We start from the raw sequence: 19,466 nt of genomic DNA, 5'->3' as shown, positions 1-19,466 counted from the left end.
ACGGTCACGGGCGGCCTGTTGGACACCGTCGAGCTGGATGGCACGTACTGGTATCGCAACCTGCGGCACACCGTTCGCTTCGAGGAGACCATCGGTGGCCTTCTCGCGGAGGGGGACGCGGTCTTCATCGAGGCGTCGGCCCACCCGGTGCTGACCATCGGGCTCCAGGAGATCGCCGAGGCCCGAGGCGCGGAGCAGAGCGTTGTGCTGGGCTCGCTGCGGCGTGACGAAGGCGGTCTCGACCGCTTCCTGGCCTCCCTCGCCGAGGCTTACGTCCAGGGTGTGACTGTTGACTGGGGTGTGGCTTTCGCCGGCGCGGGCGCGTCCCGCGTCGATCTGCCGACGTACGCCTTCCAGCGCCGGCGCTACTGGCTGGACGTCCCGGAGGGCGCTACGGGGGACGCGTCCGGGCTGGGGTTGAGCTCGGCCGGGCATCCGCTGTTGGGTGCGGCGGTTGAGCTGCCGGACTTCGAAGGGGTTGTGTTCACGGGTCGGTTGTCGTTGCGGTCGCATGGTTGGCTGGCCGATCACGCGGTGGGTGACACGGTGTTGTTGCCGGGGACGGCGTTCGTCGAGTTGGCGTTGCGTGCGGGTGATGAGGTCGGCTGTGACGTCGTCGAGGAGTTGACGCTCCAGGCGCCGTTGGTGCTGCCCGAGCGGGGTGGGGTGCGGTTGCGGCTGACGGTCGCCGAGCCGGACGACGCGGGCCGCCGCACCCTGAGCGTCCACTCGCGACCCGGGGACGAGGCGTTGGAGGAAGCGTGGCTCTGCCACGCCACCGGCGTGCTCGCTCAGGGCGCGGTACCGCCCGTGGGTGACCTGACGGAATGGCCTCCCAAGGACGCGGTCGCGCTGAACACCGAATCGCTGTACGAGGACCTCACCGCCGCCGGATACGGCTACGGCCCGGCCTTCCAGGGCCTGCGGGCGGCCTGGCGGCGCGGGGACGAGATCTTCGCCGAGGTGGCGCTCGCCGAGGAGCAGCAGGCCGAGGCCGCCCGGTTCGGCGTCCACCCGGCGCTGCTCGACGCGGCCCTGCACGGTGTGCGTCTCGGCGCGTTCTTCGACGACGCCGAGCAGGTGCGGCTGCCGTTCGCATGGCGCGGGGTGACGCTGCGCGCGGCGGGTGCGTCGGAGCTGCGGGTCTCCCTCGCCCCGGTCGGCGCCGACTCGGTCTCGGTGACGGTGGCCGACGGCACGGGCGCCGTGGTGGCGGCGGCCGAGTCCCTGGTGCTGCGCCCGATCGACCCCGAGCAGCTCGCGGGGGCGCGGCACAACGACTCGCTGTTCCGCATGGAGTGGACCACGCTGCCGGACTCGGCGTGGGGCGGCGCCGAGCGGCCCGGCGCATGGGCGCTCATCGGCGCGCCCGAGGGACTCGCGGGGTCCGGTCTCGACGGGGCCGGGGGTATCACGTACGAGAGCCTCGACGCGCTCGGCGCGGCGATCGACACCGGCGCGGTCGAGGTTCCGCCCCTGGTCCTGGCCCCGCTGGCTTCTCCGCCGGAGGACATGCCGTCGGCCGTACGGAACACCGCCCATCAGGCGCTGGCGCTGGTCCAGAACTGGCTGGCGGACGAGCGGTTCGCCGCGGCGCGGCTGGCCGTGGTGACGCGCGGTGCGGTCGCGGCGGGGCCGGGCGAGGACGTGCGGGATCTGGCGGCGGCCCCGGTCTGGGGCCTGCTGCGCTCGGCCCAGTCGGAGCACCCGGGCCGCTTCGTCCTGCTGGACACCGACGCGAGCCCCTTGTCGGCCGCGACGCTGCTCGACGCTGTCGCGGACGAGCCGCAGCTGGCCGTTCGCGCGGGCGAGGTACGCGTACCGCGGCTGGTGCGAGCCGCCGCGCCGACGGCCGACCACCGCGTTCCACCGCTTGATGGGCGTGGCACGGTCCTGGTGACGGGTGCTACGGGCACATTGGGTGGTCTGGTGGCTCGGCATCTGGTCGCTGAGCACGGTGTGCGGGAGTTGTTGCTGGTCAGTCGGCGCGGAGCGGACGCGCCGGGGGCGGACGAGCTGGTCGAGGAGCTGACCGGGCTGGGTGCCCGGGTGCGGCTGGCGGCGTGTGATGTCGCTGATCGCGGGGCGCTCGCCGAGTTGCTGGGGTCTGTTGCGGATGAGCATCCGTTGACGGCTGTGGTGCACACGGCGGGTGCGTTGGACGACCGTCTGGTGTCCGCGCTGGGTCCCGAGCACTTCGAGACGGTGCTGCGTCCGAAGGTGGACGCGGCCTGGAACCTGCACGAACTCACCAAGGACCTCGACCTGTCCGCCTTCGTGCTCTTCTCCTCGGCGGCGGGCACGCTGGGCAGCGCCGGCCAGGGCAACTACGCGGCGGCGAACGTCTTCCTCGATTCCCTCGCGCAGCACCGCAAGGTTGCCGGGCTGCCGGCGGTGTCGCTGGCCTGGGGCTTCTGGGCCCAGCGCAGCGCGATGACGGGGGAGCTCGGCGACGCCGACCTGGCGCGCATGGCGCGTTCCGGCCTCGTGGCGCTCTCCTCCGAGGAGGGCCTCACGCTCTTCGACTCCGCGATCGGCGCGGACGAGGCATTGATCATGCCGGTGCGCCTGGACGTGGCGGCGCTGGGGGCGTCGGGCGGGGGAGTGCCCGCGATCGTGCGGGGTCTCGTGCGGCCCTCGGTGCGCCGGGCGCGGGCGATCCGGGCCGCGGGCGGTGCCGGTGGTTCCGGGCTGGCGCAGCGACTCGCGGCCGTTGGCGAGGCCGAACGGTCGCGCATGATGCTGGAGCTGGTGCGCGGGCATGTGGCGGCGGTGCTGGCACACGGTTCCGCGGGCGCGGTGGAGGACGGCCGGGCGTTCAAGGAGTTGGGCTTCGACTCGCTGACCTCGGTGGAGCTGCGGAACCGGCTGAATGAGGCGACCGGGCTGCGGCTGCCCGCGACGCTGGTGTTCGATCACCCGACGCCGGTCGCGCTGGCCCGGCACCTGCTCGCCGAAGTGCTGGGCGAGCAGGGCGCGGTGGTGGTCCCGGTGGCCGCCGCGGCGGGTGACGAGGACCCGATCGTGATCGTCGGCATGGGTTGCCGCTATCCGGGTGGCGTGGGTTCACCGGAGGAGCTGTGGGACCTCGTCGCCGCCGGCATCGACGCGGTCTCGGAGTTCCCGATGGACCGCGGCTGGGATCTCCGGAGCCTGTACGACGCCGACCCGGACCGGCAGGGCAAGAGCTATGTGCGGGAGGGCGGCTTCCTGCACGACGCTGCGGACTTCGACCCCGGCTTCTTCGGGATCTCGCCGCGTGAGGCCTCGGCCATGGATCCGCAGCAGCGGCTGCTGCTGGAGACCTCGTGGGAGGCGTTCGAGCGCGCGGGAATCGACCCGGCCTCGCTCAAGGGCAGCCCGACGGGCGTCTTCGCCGGAGTGATGTACAACGACTACGGCTCCCGGCTGCGCACCGCGCCTGAGGGCTTCGAGGGCTACCTGGGCAACGGCAGCGCGGGCAGCGTTGCGTCAGGCCGTATCGCCTACACCCTGGGTCTTGAGGGTCCCGCGGTGACGGTGGACACGGCGTGCTCGTCCTCGCTGGTGGCGCTGCATCTGGCGGCGCAGGCGCTGCGCCAGGGGGAGTGCTCGTTGGCGTTGGCCGGTGGTGTGGCCGTGATGTCGACGCCAGCGGTTTTCGTGGAGTTCAGCCGTCAGCGGGGGCTCGCGGCGGACGGTCGCTGCAAGTCGTTCGCGGACGGTGCGGATGGCACGGGGTGGGCCGAGGGTGCGGGGATGCTGCTGTTGGAGCGGCTTTCGGATGCCCGCCGTAACGGTCATCCGGTGCTGGCGGTGGTGCGTGGTTCTGCGGTGAACCAGGACGGTGCGTCGAATGGGTTGACGGCGCCGAATGGTCCGTCGCAGCAGCGGGTGATCCGCCAGGCGTTGGCCAGTGCTGGTCTGTCGTCGGCCGATGTGGACGCGGTGGAGGCGCACGGTACGGGTACGACGTTGGGCGATCCGATCGAGGCGCAGGCGTTGTTGGCGACGTACGGTCAGGGCCGGCCGGAGGAACGGCCGTTGTGGCTGGGTTCGTTGAAGTCGAACATCGGTCATGCGCAGGCTGCTGCCGGTGTGGCGGGTGTGATGAAGATGGTGCTGGCGATGCGGCACGGTGAGCTTCCGCGCACCCTGCACGTCGATGAGCCGTCGCGGCAGGTGGACTGGTCGGCGGGTGCGGTTGAGCTGCTGACCGAGCAGCGGGAGTGGCCGGAGAGCGACCGACCGCGCCGTGCTGCGGTCTCCTCGTTCGGCATCAGCGGAACGAACGCGCACGTCATCATCGAGGCGGCACCCGCGATTGACGTGGAGCCCGCAAACTCCGTTGCACCTGCGGTGGTGCCGTGGGTGGTGTCGGCGCGTGGTGTGGGTGCGTTGCGGGGTCAGGCGGGGCGTTTGGTGTCTCGTGTGGAGCGTGATGGTGGGTTGTCGCCGGTGGATGTGGGCTGGTCTCTGGCGTCGGGGCGTTCTGCTTTCGAGCACCGAGCTGTGGTGGTCGGTGACGGTCGGGATGCTCTGTTGTTCGGGTTGGGTGCGTTGGCGCGGGGTGAGGATGCGCCGGGTGTGGTGAGGGGGCCGGATGAGGGTGTGGGTTCTGGTCGGTTGGCGGTGTTGTTCTCGGGTCAGGGCAGTCAGCGGGTCGGAATGGGCCGCGAGCTGTACGGCCAGTACCCGGTGTTCGCGAAAGCGTTTGACCAGGTCTGCGGGCTGCTGGACCAGGAGCTGGCTGGGCATGTGGAGCGCTCGGTTCGTGAGGTGGTGTTCGGGGACGCTGGTCTGCTGGGGCAGACGGTGTTCACGCAGGCCGGCCTGTTCGCGGTCGAGGTGGCACTGTTCCGGCTAATCGAATCCTGGGGCGTGACACCGGAGTTCGTGGGTGGGCATTCCATCGGTGAGATTGCGGCGGCTCATGTGTCCGGGGTGTTCTCGTTGGAGGATGCGGTTCGGCTGGTGGCGGCTCGTGGCCGGTTGATGCAGGCGCTCCCTGCGGGCGGGGCGATGATCGCCGTGCAGGCCACCGAAGAAGAGGTCACGCCTCTCCTGGCCGAGTACGGGGACCGGATCGGCATCGCGGCGATCAACGGGCCGACTGCTGTGGTCGTCTCCGGTGACGAGGACGCTGCCCTTGCTGTTGCGGAGGTGCTGCGCGGTCAGGGGCGTAAGACGAAGCGTCTTGAGGTGTCGCATGCGTTCCACTCGCCTCGTATGGACCCGATGCTGGAGGACTTCCGTGCGGTTGCCGAGTCCCTGACCTATGACGCGCCGCGTATCCCCGTGGTCTCGAACGTGATGGGTGCGCTGGCCACGTCCGACGATCTGGGCACGGCCGAGTACTGGGTCCGCCATGTCAGGGAAGCAGTCCGCTTCGCGGATGGCGTGGCCGCCCTTGCCGAGCAGGGCATCTCGACGTTCCTCGAACTGGGTCCCGACGGCGTGCTGAGCGCCATGAGCGAGGAAGTCGTGGCGGACGGGGTGTTCGCACCCGTGCTGCGCTCCGGTCGGCCTGAAATCGAGGGCCTGTTGTCGGGCTTGGCGCAGGTCTGGGTGCAGGGCGTGGCTGTGGACTGGGCCGGGGTGTTCGCCGGTACGGGCGCCTCGCGGGTGGATTTGCCGACGTATGCGTTCCAGCGTGAGCGGTTCTGGTTGGAGGCTCCGGCGTCGGTTGGGGTGCCGGTCGATGAGGTGGAGGCGCGGTTCTGGGAGGCGGTGGAGCGGGAGGATGTGGAGTCGCTTGCTTCGACGCTCGATGTGTCTGGTGATGAGTCGTTGAGTGCGGTGTTGCCGGCGTTGTCGTTGTGGCGGCGGCAGCGGCAGGTGCGGTCTCGGCTGGATGGCTGGCGTTATCGCATCGGTTGGAAGCCCGTGCCGGTCGAGTCCTCGGTGGTGTTGTCGGGGGTATGGCTGGTGGCGGTTCCTGCGGGTGTGGCCGGTGACCCGTGGGTGGAGGAGACGGCGCGCGGGCTGGCGAGCCGGGGCGCCGAGATTCGACGTCTGGTCGTGGATATCGATGGTGATCGTTCGCGTCTGGCGCAGTCCATATCCGAGGCGGCGGCCGGTAGGTCTGTGAGTGGTGTGTTGTCGCTGGTGGCGCTGGACGAGGCCGTGCGTGACGGTGTCCCTGGGGGTTTGGCGGATTCGCTGGTGTTGGTGCAGGCGTTGGGTGACGTGGGGGTGGAGGCGCCGTTGTGGGCGGTGACGCGTGGTGCGGTTTCGGTGGGTGGGTCTGAGTCGTTGGTGAGTGCGGTGCAGGCGCAGGTGTGGGGGTTTGGCCGGGTGGTGGGTCTGGAGCATCCGGAGCGTTGGGGTGGTCTGGTGGATCTGCCCGAGACGCTGGATGAGCGGGTGGTGGACCGGCTGGCGGGAGTGTTGGCCGGTGCGGGCGTTGGTGGTGAGGATCAGGTTGCGGTCCGCTCGGCCGGTGTCTTTGGCCGTCGTCTGTTGCGGGCTGGTGGTCGCAGTGTTGGTCAGGAGTGGCGGACCAGTGGCACGGCCCTGATCACCGGTGGCACAGGCGCGCTGGGCGGGCATGTCGCCCGCTGGCTGGTGTCGCGTGGTGCCGAGCACCTCGTACTGACCAGCCGCCGTGGTCCTGATGCTCCGGGCGCGCAGGAGCTGGAGTCGGAGTTGCTGAGGCTTGGGGTGAAGGTCACTGTCGCTGCCTGTGATGTGGCCGACCGGGCCGCGCTCGGGCAGCTGCTGGCCTCGATACCTGCCGCGCATCCGCTGACGACGGTGATCCACGCCGCCGGTGTGCTGGACGACGGTGTCATCGAGTCGTTGACCCCCGAGCGGTTCGCGGGCGTCCTGCGCGCCAAGGCCGACGCCGCGCTGCATCTGCATGAGTTGACCAAGGACCTCGACCTCTCCGCGTTCGTCGTGTTCTCGTCCCTCGCTGGGGCTGTTGGTGGGGCGGGTCAGGGCAACTACGCGGCTGCGAATGCGTTCCTCGACGCATTGGTGGAGCAGCGTCGGGCGTCCGGTCTGCCGGGCACGTCCGTCGCGTGGGGCCCCTGGGCCGAGGCCGGAATGGCGGTCGGTGGCGCCCAAGAAGAACGGATGCAGCGCGGCGGTCTTGCCGCGATGGACCCGGCCGAGGCGCTCGCAGTCCTGGGCCAGGTGCTCGACGGCGACGCGACGTATGCGGCGGTCGTCGATGTGGACTGGGAACGGTTCGCGGCGGACTTCGCAGCCGAGCGGCCCTCCCCGCTGATCAGTGACATCCCCGAAGCCCGCAAGGCACTGGAGTCGACCGGCGCCGCGTCCGCGAGCCCGGCGGCGGACACGGCAGCCGCGCTCCGTGAACAGCTGGCCGGCCTCGCTCCGGCGGAGCAGGACCGGACGCTGCTCGAACTGGTACGCACGCAGGTCGCCGCGGTGCTCGGACACGCGGACGCCGAGGGGATCCCCGCTGGGCGGGCCTTCAAGGACCTCGGTTTCGACTCGCTGACCGCCGTCCGGCTCCGCAAGCGGCTCAGCAAGGCCACCGGTCTGCGACTAGCGGCCACCTTGGTCTTCGACTACCCGACGCTAAACGCACTCTCCGACTATCTGCTCGGCGAGTTGCAACAGGACGGTCCGAAGCGTTTTGACGTCATTCTCGGTGACCTCGAGAAACTGGAATCAGGCATTGCTGAGATGGCCGTCGATGAGACCGCGCGTGGCGAAATCGCGCTACGTCTCAAGGCGATCCTGAAGCTGTGCAGCGCGGAGGAAGAAGGCGACACCGCGCCCGCTGGAGCCGAGAAGTTCGATTCGGCTTCAGACGACGAAGTATTCGATTTCATCAGTAATGAGCTCGGGATTTCGTGACTTGATCCCTGCGTGTTTTGACTTGATCAGCAACAAATTCTTGATTTTCTGGGGTGATGTCGCGTGACGAACAGCAGCGAGGAAAAGCTTCGTTATTTCCTTAAGCGAGTGACTGGCGAGCTGCACGAAGCGCGGCAACGCATCCAGGAAATGGAGTCCGGCGAGCAGGAGCCGATCGCGATCGTCGGCATGAGCTGCCGCTTTCCGGGAGGCGTGAACTCCTCGGAGCAGCTGTGGGACCTGCTCGCCTCCGGTAGTGACGCGATCTCCGAATTCCCGACCGACCGGGGCTGGGACCTGGAGACCCTGTACGACCCGGATCCCGCGCAGTCCGGCACCTCGTACGTACGGGAGGGCGGCTTCCTGGAGGAGGCCGCCGCGTTCGACCCGGCGTTCTTCGGGATCTCGCCGCGCGAGGCCCTGGCCATGGATCCGCAGCAGCGGCTGCTGCTGGAGACCTCGTGGGAGGCGTTCGAGCGCGCGCAGATCGACCCGGCGTCGCTGCGCGGCAGCAAGACTGGTGTGTTCGTCGGCACCAATGGCCAGGACTACGCCGCACTCCTGCGGCGAGCGCCCAAGCAGTCGGAGGGCTACCTTGCGACCGGCGTAGCGGCGAGCGTGGTCTCGGGCCGCATCTCGTACACCTTCGGCCTGGAGGGCCCCGCGGTCACGGTCGACACGGCGTGCTCGGCTTCGCTGGTGACCCTGCACCTGGCCGCTCAGGCGCTGCGCCAGGGCGAGTGCTCGCTCGCACTCGCTGGTGGCGCCACGGTGATGTCCACGCCCGAGGCGTTCGTGGAGTTCAGCCGGCAGCGCGGGCTTGCCTCCGACGGCCGCTGCAAGGCGTTCGCGGACGGCGCCGACGGCACCGCGTGGGGCGAGGGTGCGGGGATGCTGCTGCTGGAGCGGCTGTCGGACGCGCGGCGTAACGGTCATCCGGTGCTTGCGGTAGTCCGTGGCTCGGCGGTGAACCAGGACGGTGCGTCCAATGGTCTGACCGCGCCGAACGGTCCGTCCCAGCAGCGCGTCATCCGCCAGGCACTGGCCAGCGCGGGGCTGACCTCGGCCCAGGTCGACGCCGTCGAAGCGCACGGTACGGGAACGACGTTGGGCGATCCGATCGAGGCCCAGGCGTTGTTGGCGACGTATGGGCAAGGGCGTGCCGAGGGCCGACCGTTGTGGCTGGGTTCCCTGAAGTCGAACATCGGTCATACGCAGGCTGCCGCGGGCGTCGCCGGTGTGATGAAGATGGTGCTGGCGATGCGGCATGGGGTGTTGCCGCGAACGCTGCATGTGGATGAGCCCTCACAACAGGTGGACTGGTCGGCGGGTGCGGTCGAGCTGCTGACCGAGCAGCGGGAGTGGCCGGAGAGTGACCGGCCGCGGCGGGCGGGTGTGTCGTCGTTCGGCGTGAGCGGCACGAACGCGCACGTCATCATCGAGGAAGCGCCCGCGGTCGAGGCACAGTCGGGCGAGCCCGAGGGGCCGGCGGTGACGCTTCCGGTGGTGCCGTGGGTGGTGTCGGGTCACGGCGTGGATGCGTTGCGGGCACAGGCGGCCCAGCTGTTGTCGCGTGTTGAGGGTGATGCTGGGCTGTCGCCGGTGGATGTGGGCTGGTCGCTGGCGTCCGCGCGTTCTGCTTTCGAGCACCGGGCTGTGGTGGTCGGTGACGGCAGGGATGCTCTGCTGGCTGGGTTGGGCGGGTTGGCGCGGGGTGAGTCTTCTCCTGGCGTTGTCGTTGGTCAGGGTGTGGGTTCGGGTCGGTTGGCGGTGTTGTTCTCGGGCCAGGGCAGTCAGCGGGTCGGAATGGGCCGCGAGCTGTATGGCCAGTACCCGGTGTTCGCGAAAGCGTTTGACCAGGTCTGCGGGCTGCTGGACCAGGAGCTGGCCGGGCATGTGGAGCGCTCGGTTCGTGAGGTGGTGTTCGGGGACGCGGATCTGCTGGGTCAGACGGTGTTCACCCAGGCTGGCCTGTTCGCGGTCGAGGTGGCTCTGTTCCGGCTGGTCGAATCCTGGGGCGTGACCCCGGAGTTCGTGGGTGGGCATTCCATCGGTGAGATTGCGGCGGCTCATGTGGCCGGGGTGTTCTCGTTGGAGGACGCGGTCCGGCTGGTGGCGGCTCGCGGCCGGTTGATGCAGGCACTTCCCACCGGCGGGGCGATGATCGCCCTCCAGGCCACCGAAGCTGAGGTCACGCCTCTGCTCGCCGAGTACGGGGACCGGATCGGCATCGCCGCGATCAACGGGCCCAGTTCGGTGGTCCTCTCCGGTGACGAGGACGCCGCCCTTGCTGTTGCGGAGACGCTGCGCGGTCTGGGCCGTAAGACGAAGCGTCTTGATGTGTCGCACGCGTTTCACTCGCCGCACATGACCCCGATGCTGGACGACTTCCGTACCGTCGCCGAAAGCCTGGCCTACGCGGCGCCGCGTATCCCCGTCGTCTCCAACGTGACCGGCAAGCTGGCCACGAACGACGAGCTGGGCTCGGCCGAGTACTGGGTCCGCCATGTCCGTCAGGCTGTCCGTTTCAGCGAGGGTGTGGCCAGTCTTGCCGCAGAGGATGTGTCCGCCTTCCTTGAGCTGGGCCCCGATGGGGTGCTGAGCGGCCTGGGTCCGGAGACTGTCGCCGACAGGGTGTTCGTTCCGGTGCTGCGGTCGGGGCGCCCTGAGGCCGAGGCGTTGCTGTCGGGCCTTGCGCAGGTCTGGGTGCGGGGCGTGGCAGTGGGCTGGGCGGACGTGTTCGCCGGTGCGGGCGCCTCGCGGGTGGATCTGCCGACGTATGCCTTCCAGCGCAAGCGCTACTGGCTGGAGCCGCAGGCCGGAGCGGCCGGCAGTGGCACCGCGTCCAGCCTCGGGCTCGGCTCCGCCGAGCACCCGCTCCTCGGCGCGGCCGTCGAACTCGCCGGTGAGGGAGGTCTGTTGCTCACCGGCCGACTGTCGCTCCAGACACACGCCTGGCTGGCGGATCACGCCGTGGCGGACAGCGTGCTGCTGCCCGGCACCGCGTTCGTCGAGCTCGCCATCCGTGCGGGCGACCAGGTCGGCTGCGAGGTCGTCGAGGAACTGACGATCCAGGCCCCGCTGATCCTCCCGGCTCGCGGCGGTGTGCAACTGCAGCTGACGGTCGGCGAGCCGGACGACTCGGGACAGCGGTCCCTGAACATCTACTCACGCGCGGGCGACGCCTCGGGTGAGGAACCGTGGACCTGCCACGCCACGGGTGTGCTCGGCACGAGCCCACGGCCGGGCGCCTCGGCGGAGCGGGCCGCGGAGCTGGCGGGTGTGTGGCCGCCTGAGGGCGCGGTCGCGGTCGGTACCGATGACCTGTATGAGCGCTTCGCCGCCGCCGGATACGGCTACGGCCCGGCCTTCCAGGGCCTGCGGGCGGCTTGGCGGCGCGGGGACCAGGTGTTCGCCGAGGTGGCGCTCGCCGAGGACCACCAGGCCGAGGCCGCGCGCTTCGGCATCCATCCGGCGCTGCTCGACGCGGCTCTGCACGGGCTGCGCCTCGGCGGATTCTTCCCCGACGACGGGCAGGCGCGGCTGCCGTTCGCCTGGCGTGGTGTGACGCTGCGGGCCACGGGCGCCGCGATGCTGCGGGTGGCCCTGGCCCCGACCGGTGCCGACGCGGTGTCCGTGACGGTGGCCGACGGCGCGGGCGACCTGGTGGCCGCGGTGGATTCGCTGGTCGTACGCCCGGTGGACCCCGACCGGCTGGCCGCGGCCCGTGGCGGGGAGCAGCACGAGTCCCTGTACCGGGTGGACTGGACGACCGTTCCGCACATCGCCTCGGACGCTACGACGACGGCCGCGACGTGGGCCGTGCTGGGCGGCCCCGAGGGGGACCTGCCGCTCGCCGCCCTGCGCGCCGGGGGAGTGGTGTACCAGGACCTGGACGCACTGGGCGCGGCCGTCGCCGCCGGCGGCACGCTGCCGCCGGTGGTGCTGGCTCCCTGCGTACCCCCGGCCACGGACCGGGGTATGGCCGAGGACGTGCGCACGGGTCTGTTCCGGATGCTCGAGGTCGTGCAGACCTGGCTGGCGGACGGGCGGTTCACCGGGTCGCGCCTGGTGGCCGTCACCCGGGGCGCGATGTCGACCGAGCCCGGCGAGGACGTACGGAACCTGGCCGCGGCCTCGGTGTGGGGGCTGCTGCGGTCGGCGCAGTCCGAGAACCCGGGCCGTTTCCTGCTGCTCGACACCGACACCGACGATGCCTCCGACGAGGTGCTGCCCGCCGCGGTCGAGTGGGCGATGGCCCAGGACGAGACGCAGGTGGCGCTGCGCGCCGGTGAGGTGCGGGTGCCCCGCATGGCGCGGATCGCGCGTGACGGCGCGGTTCTCACGCCGCCCGCCGGTGTGTCCGCATGGCGCCTCGAAGTGCCGAACAAGGGCTCGTTCGGCAACCTGCGGCTGCTGGAGTACCCGCCGGCGGCTGCGCCCCTCGCCGAGGGGGAGGTCCGGGTCCGGGTACGGGCGGCCGGGCTCAACTTCCGCGATGTGGTGCTCGCACTCGGCGTCGTACCGGACCAGGAGGTCATGGGCAGCGAGGCAGCGGGCATCGTGGCCGAGGTCGGTCCCGGAGTCACCGACCTGGCCCCCGGAGACCGGGTGATGGGTCTGTTCTCCGGTTCCTTCGGCCCGCTCGCCGTGAGCGACCGGCGAATGCTCGCGCCGATGCCGGCCGACTGGTCCTTCGAGCAGGCGGCGTCCGTGTCCCTCGCGTTCCTGACCGCGTACTACGGACTGCGGGACCTCGCCGACCTGCGGGCCGGCGAGTCGGTGCTGGTGCACTCGGCCGCCGGTGGTGTGGGCATGGCCGCGGTGCAGCTGGCCCGGCACTGGGGCGCGGAGGTCTTCGGCACGGCCAGCGAGGGCAAGTGGGAAACGCTCCGCGCCTCCGGCCTCGACGACGCGCACATCGCCAACTCGCGCACGCTGGAGTTCGAGGAACGCATCCTGGCCCAGACCGGGGGCCGTGGCGTGAACGTCGTACTGGACTCCCTGGCCCGGGAGTTCGTGGACGCCTCGCTGCGGCTGCTGCCGAGCGGCGGGCGCTTCCTGGAGATGGGCAAGACCGACAAGCGGGACCCGGCGGAAGTGGCCGCCGCGCACCCTGGAGTGGCGTACCAGGCGTTCGACCTGTCCGAGGCGGGCCCCGACCGCATCCAGGAGATGCTCACCGAACTGCTCGACCTGTTCGAGCAAGGCGTATTGACGCCCCTGCCCGTCACCACCTGGGACATCTCCCGGGCCCCGGAGGCGTTCCGCCACCTCAGCAACGCCAAGCACATCGGCAAGGTCGCCCTCACCCTGCCCGCTCCGCTCGGTGACGGCGGGACCGTGCTGGTCACGGGTGGCACGGGGACGCTCGGCGGGCTGGTGGCCCGGCATCTGGTGGTCGGGCACGGGGTGCGGCGGTTGCTGCTGGTGAGCCGCCGTGGGGCTGAGTCTCCCGGCGCTGACGCGCTGGTGGCGGAGCTGACCGGGCTGGGTGCCGAGGTGCGGGTCGCGGCATGTGACGTGGCGGACCGGGAGGCGCTGGCCGAGGTGCTGGGGAGCGTTCCGGCGGACGCTCCGTTGACGGGCGTGGTGCATACGGCGGGTGTGCTGGATGACGGCTTGGTGTCGGCACTCACTCCGGAGCGGTTCGAGGCGGTGCTGCGCCCGAAGGTGGACGCGGCGTGGAACCTGCATGAGCTGACGAAGCACCTCGACCTCTCCGCCTTCGTGCTGTTCTCCGGCGCCGCCGGCATCTTCGGCAGCGCGGGCCAGGGCAACTATGCGGCGGGCAACGTCTTCCTGGACGCGCTCGCGCAGCACCGCAAGGCCACCGGGCTGCCGGCGGTGTCGCTTGCCTGGGGCTTCTGGGCCCAGCGCAGCGGCATGACAGGCCACATGAACGACACCGACCTGGCCCGCATGGCGCGCTCCGGCATGGTGGCGCTGTCGTCCGAAGAGGGCCTCGCCCTCTTCGACGGCGCCACGGGCATGGACGAGGCTCTCGTCATGCCGCTGCGTTTGGACGCGGTGGCGATGGGGGCGGCGGGTGCGGGAATGCCCGCGATCGTACGGGGTCTTGTCCGGTCCCCGGTGCGCCGCTCACGGGCGGTCGAGGCCACGGGCGGTGGCGCGGGCTCCGGGCTGGCGCACCGGCTCGCGGCGACCAGCGAGGCCGAACGGTCGCGCATGATGCTGGAGCTGGTACGCGGCCACGTCGCAGCCGTCCTCGGGCACGGCTCGGCGGACGCGGTGGAGGAGAGCCGGGCGTTCAAGGAGTTGGGCTTCGACTCGCTGACCTCGGTGGAGCTGCGGAACCGGCTGAATGAGGCGACCGGGTTGCGGTTGGCCGCGACGCTGGTGTTCGACCATCCGACGCCGGTCGCGCTGGCCCGGCACCTGCTCGCCGAAGTGCTGGGTGAGCAGGGTGCGGTGGCCGTGGCACCGGTGGCCGGGGCGGTGGGTGACGACGACCCGATCGTGATCGTGGGGATGGGCTGCCGCTATCCGGGCGGTGTGGGCTCGCCCGAGGAGCTGTGGGACCTCGTCGCGAGCGGTGGCGACGGGATCTCGGGGTTCCCCGTGGACCGTGGTTGGGACGTGGAGAACCTCTACGACCCGGACCCGGAGCGGTCCGGCACCTCGTACGCGCGGGAGGGCGGTTTCCTGCACGACGCCGCGGACTTCGACGCGGCGTTCTTCGGGATCTCGCCGCGCGAGGCCTCGGCCATGGATCCGCAGCAGCGGCTGCTGCTGGAGACCTCGTGGGAGGCGTTCGAGCGCGCGGGCATCGACCCGGCCTCGCTCAAGGGCACCCAGGCCGGCGTCTTCGCCGGAGCCTCGTCGCAAGGCTACGCGCTCGGCATGCAACAGCTCGTCGAGGGCAGCGAGGGCTACTACCTGACCGGCAACGCGACCGCCGCCGTCTCGGGACGTATCGCCTACACCCTGGGTCTTGAGGGTCCCGCGGTGACGGTGGACACGGCGTGCTCGTCCTCGCTGGTGGCGCTGCATCTGGCGGCGCAGGCGCTGCGCCAGGGGGAATGCACACTCGCCCTGGCGGGCGGTGTGGCGGTGATGTCCACCCCGACGATGTTCGTGGAGTTCAGCCGTCAGCGGGGGCTCGCGGCGGACGGTCGCTGCAAGTCGTTCGCGGACGGTGCGGATGGCACGGGGTGGGCCGAGGGTGCGGGGATGCTGCTGTTGGAGCGGTTGTCGGATGCCCGCCGTAACGGCCACCCGGTGCTCGCCGTGGTCCGTGGCTCAGCGGTGAACCAGGACGGTGCCTCGAATGGTCTGACGGCGCCGAACGGTCCGTCGCAGCAGCGGGTGATCCGCCAGGCGTTGGCCAGTGCTGGTCTGTCGTCGGCCGAGGTCGATGCGGTGGAGGCGCACGGTACGGGTACGACGTTGGGTGACCCGATCGAGGCGCAGGCGTTGTTGGCGACGTACGGTCAGGACCGGTCGGAGGACCGGCCGTTGTGGCTGGGTTCGTTGAAGTCGAACATCGGTCATGCGCAGGCGGCTGCGGGTGTGGCGGGTGTGATGAAGATGGTGCTGGCGATGCGGCATGGGGTGTTGCCGCGGACGCTGCATGTGGATGAGCCCTCACAACAGGTGGACTGGTCGGCGGGTGCGGTCGAGCTGCTGACCGAGCGGCGGGAGTGGCCGGAGAGTGACCGGCCGCGGCGGGCGGGTGTGTCGTCGTTCGGCGTGAGCGGCACGAACGCGCACGTCATCATCGAGCAAGCGCCTGCGAGCGTGCTGGAGTCGGACGAGCTGGCGGGGCCGGCGGGGCCGGCGGTGACGATTCCGGTGGTGCCGTGGGTGGTGTCGGGGCGTGGTGTGGGTGCGTTGCGGGGTCAGGCGGGGCGTTTGGTGTCTCGTGTGGAGCGTGATGCTGGATTGTCGCCGGTGGATGTGGGCTGGTCTCTGGCGTCGGGGCGTTCTGCTTTCGAGCACCGGGCTGTGGTGGTCGGTGACGGTCGGGATGCTCTGCTGGCGGGGTTGGGTGCGTTGGCGCGGGGTGAGGATGCGCCGGGTGTGGTGAGGGGGCCGGATGAGGGTGTGGGTTCTGGCCGGTTGGCGGTGTTGTTCTCGGGTCAGGGCAGTCAGCGGGTCGGAATGGGCCGCGAGCTGTACGGCCAGTACCCGGTGTTCGCGAAAGCGTTTGACCGGGTCTGCGGGCTGCTGGACCAGGAGCTGGCTGGGCATGTGGAGCGCTCGGTTCGTGAGGTGGTGTTCGGGGACGCTGGTCTGCTGGGTCAGACGGTGTTCACGCAGGCCGGCCTGTTCGCGGTCGAGGTGGCACTGTTCCGGCTGGTCGAATCCTGGGGTGTTGCACCCGACTTTGTGGGTGGGCATTCCATCGGTGAGATTGCGGCGGCTCATGTGTCCGGGGTGTTCTCGTTGGAGGACGCGGTTCGGCTGGTGGCGGCTCGTGGCCGGTTGATGCAGGCGCTTCCTGCCGGTGGGGCGATGATCGCTGTGCAGGCCACCGAAGATGAAGTCACGCCTTTGCTCGCCGAGTACGGGGACCGGATCGGCATCGCGGCGATCAACGGGCCGACCTCCGTGGTCGTCTCCGGCGACGAGGATGCCGCCCTCGCCCTCGCGGAGACGCTGCGCGGCCAGGGCCGTAAGACCAAGCGCCTTGACGTTTCGCACGCGTTCCACTCGCCTCGTATGGGCGCGATGTTGGACGACTTCCGTGCGGTTGCCGAGTCCCTGACCTATGAGGCTCCCCGCATCCCGGTCGTCTCCAACGTGACCGGGAAGCTGGCCGCGTCGGATGAGCTGCGCTCGGCTGATTACTGGGTGCGGCATGTCCGTCAGGCTGTGCGCTTCGGTGATGGCGTGGCTGCGCTCGCCGAGCAGGGCATTTCCATGTTCTTGGAACTGGGTCCTGATGGCGTGTTGAGCGCGATGGGTGCGGAGTCCGTGAGTGGTGGGGTGTTCGCACCTGTGCTGCGGTCCGGTCGGCCCGAAGCCGAGACACTGCTGTCGGGCCTGGCGCAGGCGTGGGTGCAGGGCGTGGCTGTGGACTGGGCCGCGTTCTTCGCCGGTACGGGTGCGTCGCGGGTGGATTTGCCGACGTATGCGTTCCAGCGTGAGCGGTTCTGGTTGGAGGCTCCGGCGCCGGCTGGGGTGGTTGGTGTGGATGAGGTGGAGGCGCGGTTCTGGGAGGCGGTGGAGCGGGAGGATGTGGAGTCGCTTGCTTCGACGCTTGATGTGTCGGGTGATGAGTCGTTGAGTGCGGTGTTGCCGGCGTTGTCGTTGTGGCGGCGGCAGCGGCAGGTGCGGTCTCGGTTGGATGGCTGGCGTTATCGCATCGGCTGGAAGCCGGTGCCGGTTGAGCCGTCGGCGGTGCTGTCGGGGACATGGCTGGTGGCGGTTCCTGCGGGTGTGGCCGATGACCCGTGGATCGAGGAGACGGTGCGCGGGCTGGAGAGCCGGGGCGCCGAGATTCGACGTCTGGTCGTGGAGATCGATGGTGATCGTTCGCGTCTGGCGCAGTCCATATCCGAGGCGGTCGCGAACCGGGCCTCTGTGAGTGGTGTGTTGTCGCTGGTGGCGCTGGACGAGGCGGTGCGTGACGGTGTCCCTGGGGGTCTTGCGGGTTCGTTGGTGTTGGTGCAGGCGTTGAGTGACGCTGGGGTGGAGGCGCTGCTGTGGGCGGGGACGCGTGGTGCGGTTGCGGTGGGTGGGTCTGAGTCGCTGGTGAGTGCGGTCCAGGCCCAGGTGTGGGGGCTTGGCCGGGTGGTGGCTCTGGAACACCCGGAGCGTTGGGGCGGTCTGGTGGATCTGCCCGAGACGCTGGACGAGCGTGTCGTGGACCGGCTGGCGGGCGTGTTGGCCGGTGCCGGTGCCGGTGGGGAAGATCAGGTTGCGGTCCGCTCGGCCGGTGTCTTTGGTCGTCGCCTGTTGCGGGCTGGTGGCCGCAGTGCCGGTCAGGAGTGGCGGACCAGTGGCACGGCCCTGATCACCGGTGGTACCGGCGCGCTGGGCGGGCATGTCGCCCGCTGGCTGGCCCGTAACGGTGCCGAACACCTCGTACTGACCAGCCGCCGTGGCCTGGACGCCCCCGGCGCTTGTGACCTGGTCGGTGAGCTGGAGGCCCTGGGGGCGAAGGTCACTGTCGCTGCCTGTGATGTGGCCGACCGGGCCGCACTCGGGCAGGTGCTGGCCTCGATTCCCACCGCGTATCCGCTGACGACGGTGATCCACGCCGCCGGTGTGCTGGACGACGGAGTCATCGAGTCCCTGACCCCCGAGCGGTTCGCGGGCGTCCTGCGCGCCAAGGCCGACGCCGCGCTCAACCTGCACGAACTCACGAAGGACCTTGACCTCTCCGCGTTCGTCGTGTTCTCGTCCTTCACCGGTGCCGTGGGCAACCCGGGACAGGGCAACTACGCGGCCGCGAACGCGTACCTCGACGCGTTGGTGGAGCAGCGTCGCGCGCTGGGTCTGCCGGGCACGTCCGTCGCGTGGGGACCCTGGGCCGAGGCCGGAATGGCGGTCGGTGGCACCCAAGAAGAACGGATGCAGCGCGGCGGTCTCGCCGCGATGGACCCGGCCGAGGCGCTCGCAGTCCTGGGCCAGGTGCTCGACCGCGACGCGACGTATGCGGCGGTCGTCGACGTGGACTGGGAGCGGTTCGCGGCGGCCTTCACAGCAGTCCGTACGGCACCGCTGATCAGCGACATCCCCGAGGCCCGCAAGGCACTGCAAAGGGCGGGGGCCGGGATAGCCGGCGAGGACGTCCAGTCCTCCTCCGCGCTCCGTGCTCAGCTGCTCGGTCTTTCCCCGGCCGAGCAGGACCGTACGCTGCTTGAGCTGGTGCGCACGCAGGTGGCTGCGGTGCTCGGGCACGCCAAGACCGATGCGATCGTGCCGGGCAAGGCCTTCAAGGAGCTTGGCTTCGACTCGCTGACCGCGCTCCAGCTCAGCAAGCGGCTCCAGGCGACGACCAGCCTGAACCTCCCCGCCACGCTGGTCTTCGACTATCCCACCCCGACCGCACTCGCCCGGTTCCTGCGGGCTGAGATCGTCGAGGAGCCCGGCTGGGCGGCGGCCGACGCCTCGCCGGGAGCCGTCGCGGCGGACGACGACCCGATCGTCGTCGTCGCGATGAGCTGCCGCTTCCCAGGTGGGGTGAACTCTCCCGAGCAGCTGTGGGAGCTGTTGGCCGCGGGCGGTGACGCCGTCTCCGAGTTCCCGACGAACCGTGGTTGGGACGTGGAAAGGCTTTACGACCCGAACCGCGAGCGGCCGGGGACCTCGTACGTACGGGAGGGCGGCTTCCTGGAGGAGGCCGCCGCGTTCGACCCGGCGTTCTTCGGGATCTCGCCGCGCGAGGCCCTGGCCATGGATCCGCAGCAGCGGTTGCTGCTGGAGACCTCGTGGGAGGTCTTCGAGCGGGCCGGTATCGACCCGGCCTCCCTCAAGGGCAGCCGCACCGGTGTCTTCGCGGGGACCAACGGCCAGGACTACTCGGCGCTGCTGCAGCACGCGCCGGAGGGCCTTGAGGGCTACCTCGGCACGGGCAGCGCGGCCAGCGTGGTCTCCGGGCGGCTGTCGTACACCTTCGGCCTGGAGGGCCCCGCGGTCACGGTCGACACGGCGTGCTCGGCTTCGCTGGTGACCCTGCACCT

The 19,466-nt window shown here is 70.5% G+C and carries 2 protein-coding genes; both read left to right on the top strand.

The window, feature by feature from the left end; translation table 11 throughout:
- Window positions 1-18 precede the first annotated feature (18 nt).
- Complete coding sequence (locus tag ABZ385_RS33035) at window positions 19-7,812, top strand: type I polyketide synthase (RefSeq protein WP_358914181.1); 7,794 nt, start codon at window positions 19-21, stop codon at window positions 7,810-7,812.
- Window positions 7,813-7,875: 63 nt separating this feature from the next.
- The coding region (locus tag ABZ385_RS33030; protein ID WP_358914180.1) for a type I polyketide synthase at window positions 7,876-19,466 on the top strand (11,591 nt) is incomplete at its 3' end.

Source organism: Streptomyces sp. NPDC005898 (assembly GCF_040629635.1).
Taxonomy (GTDB): domain Bacteria; phylum Actinomycetota; class Actinomycetes; order Streptomycetales; family Streptomycetaceae; genus Streptomyces.
The sequence above is the reverse complement of the archived record's forward strand: the minus strand, read 5'-3'. Positions and strand labels throughout refer to the sequence as shown.